This is a genomic window from Streptomyces sp. NPDC088706, from assembly GCF_044752765.1.
Lineage (GTDB): Bacteria > Actinomycetota > Actinomycetes > Streptomycetales > Streptomycetaceae > Streptomyces.
Window position 1 is genome coordinate 1 of sequence record NZ_JBIVLW010000043.1, and the last position, 2,825, is coordinate 2,825.

1 protein-coding gene is annotated in these 2,825 nt (G+C 67.4%); it reads right to left on the reverse strand.

All coding sequences use genetic code 11. The annotated features are described in order from the left end of the window. A partial coding sequence (carB, locus tag ACIQAK_RS32975) for a carbamoyl-phosphate synthase large subunit (RefSeq protein ID WP_366392979.1) occupies positions 1 to 2,825 on the reverse strand: 2,825 nt, incomplete at both ends.

A 2,825-nucleotide genomic window follows, 5' to 3' on the forward strand; every position in this document is an offset into this window, starting at 1 on the left:
TGCTCGGCGTGTTCCTGGAGGGAGCGGACGCCGACGTCGCCGCTGTTGAGGGCGTCGATGCCCTGGACGGCTGCGGCGAGTGCCTGGACGGTGGTGAGGCAGGGCACGGACCGGGCGACGGCGGCGGTGCGGATCTCGTAGCCGTCGAGCCGGCCGCCGGTGCCGTAGGGGGTGTTGACGATGAGGTCGACCTGCCCGTCATGGATGAGCTGGACGATCGTCCGCTCCCCGTTCGGGCCCTGCCCCTCGGACTGCTTGCGCACCAGGGTGGCGTTGATCCCGTTGCGCTTGAGGACCTCGGCGGTCCCGGAGGTGGCCATCAGCTCGAAGCCGTGCGCGACCAGCTCACGCGCCGGGAAGATCATCGAGCGCTTGTCCCGGTTGGCGACCGAGATGAACGCCCGCCCCGACGTCGGCAACGGCCCGTAAGCCCCGGCCTGCGACTTGGCATACGCCGTGCCGAAAACGGAATCGATGCCCATCACCTCACCGGTGGAACGCATCTCCGGACCCAGCACCGTGTCGACACCCCGGCCGTGGATGTCCCGGAACCGCGACCACGGCATGACCGCCTCCTTCACGGAGATCGGCGCGTCCAGCGGCAAGGTGCCCCCGTCACCGCTCCTGGGCAGCAGACCCTCCGCCCGCAGCTCCGCCACGCTCGCCCCCAGCGAGATCCGGGCGGCGGCCTTGGCCAGCGGGACGGCAGTGGCCTTGGAGGTGAAGGGGACCGTGCGCGAGGCACGCGGATTGGCCTCCAGCACGTAGAGGATGTCCCCGGACAGCGCGAACTGGATATTGATCAGCCCACGCACACCGACACCACGCGCGATGGCCTCGGTGGAAGCCCGCAGCCGCTTGATGTCGAACCCGCCCAGCGTGATCGGCGGCAGCGCGCACGCGGAGTCACCGGAGTGGATCCCGGCCTCCTCGATATGCTCCATCACACCGCCGAGATACAGCTCGGTGCCGTCGTAGAGGGCATCCACGTCGATCTCGATCGCATCGTCCAGGAACCGGTCCACCAGCACCGGGCGCGTCGGGCTGATCTCCGTCGACTCCGCGATGTACGACTCCAGACGCGCCTCGTCGTACACGATCTCCATCCCCCGCCCGCCCAGCACGTAGGAAGGACGGACCAGGACGGGGTAGCCGATCTCGTCCGCGATCGCCTTGGCCCCCTGGAAGGTGGTCGCGGTGCCATGCTTGGGCGCAGGCAGCCCGGCCTCCGCCAGGACCCGCCCGAAAGCACCCCGGTCCTCGGCGGCATGGATCGCCTCCGGGGACGTCCCCACAACAGGCACCCCGTTGTCCTTCAGCGCCTGGGCCAGACCCAGCGGCGTCTGGCCGCCCAGCTGCACGATGACCCCGGCGATCGGCCCCGCCAGCGACTCGGCGTGGACGATCTCCAAAACGTCCTCCAGCGTGAGCGGCTCGAAATACAGCCGGTCGGAGGTGTCGTAGTCCGTGGAGACCGTCTCGGGGTTGCAGTTGACCATCACGGTCTCGTAACCCGCATCCGACAGGGCGAAGGAGGCGTGCACACAGGAGTAGTCGAACTCGATGCCCTGCCCGATCCGGTTCGGCCCCGACCCCAGAATGATCACCGCGGGCTTCGTACGCGAGGCGACCTCGGACTCCTCGTCGTAGGAGGAATAGAAGTACGGCGTCCTCGCCGCGAACTCCGCCGCACACGTGTCAACCGTCTTGTACACCGGCCGGATACCCAGCGCGTGCCGCACCTCACGCACCACATCCTCACGCAGGCCCCGGATCTCACCGACCTGCGCGTCGGAGAACCCGTGCCGCTTCGCCTCCGCGATCAGGCCGGCGTCCAGCCGCTCCGCGCCGGCCAGCTTGTCGGCGATCTCCTTGATCAGGAACAGCTGGTCCACGAACCACGGATCGATCTTCGTGAACGCGAAGACCTCCTCCCGGGACGCACCGGCCCGGATCGCCTGCATCACCGTGTTGATCCGGCCGTCCGTGGGCCTGACCGCTTCTTCCAGCAGCTGCGCCTTGTCACCGACGGGACCGGTGAAGGCGAACTGCGAGCCCTTCTTCTCCAAGGAGCGCAACGCCTTCTGCAAGGCTTCGGTGAAGTTCCGGCCGATCGCCATCGCCTCCCCCACCGACTTCATCGTCGTCGTCAGCGTCGAATCCGCGGAAGGGAACTTCTCGAACGCGAACCGGGGTGCCTTCACGACGACGTAGTCGAGGGACGGCTCGAACGAGGCCGGGGTCTTCTCCGTGATGTCGTTCGGGATCTCATCCAGCGTGTAACCCACCGCCAGCTTCGCGGCGATCTTGGCGATCGGGAAACCCGTCGCCTTCGAAGCCAGAGCGGAGGAGCGCGAAACACGCGGGTTCATCTCGATCACGATCACCCGCCCGTCCGCGGGGTCGATCGCGAACTGGATGTTGCACCCACCGGTGTCGACACCCACCTCGCGGATGATCGCGATCCCCACATCCCGCAGCCGCTGGTACTCCCGGTCGGTGAGCGTCATCGCCGGGGCCACGGTGATCGAGTCACCGGTATGGACACCCATCGGGTCGAAGTTCTCGATCGAACACACGACCACGACATTGTCGTTCTTGTCCCGCATCAGCTCCAGCTCGTACTCCTTCCAGCCGAGAATGGACTCCTCCAGGAGCACCTCGGTGGTCGGAGACAGGGTCAGACCCTGGCCGGCGATACGGCGCAGCTCCTCCTCGTCGTGGGCGAACCCGGAGCCGGCGCCACCCATCGTGAAGGAAGGGCGCACGACAACCGGATAGCCGCCCAGGGTGTCAACACCCTTGATGACGTCGTCCATGGTGTG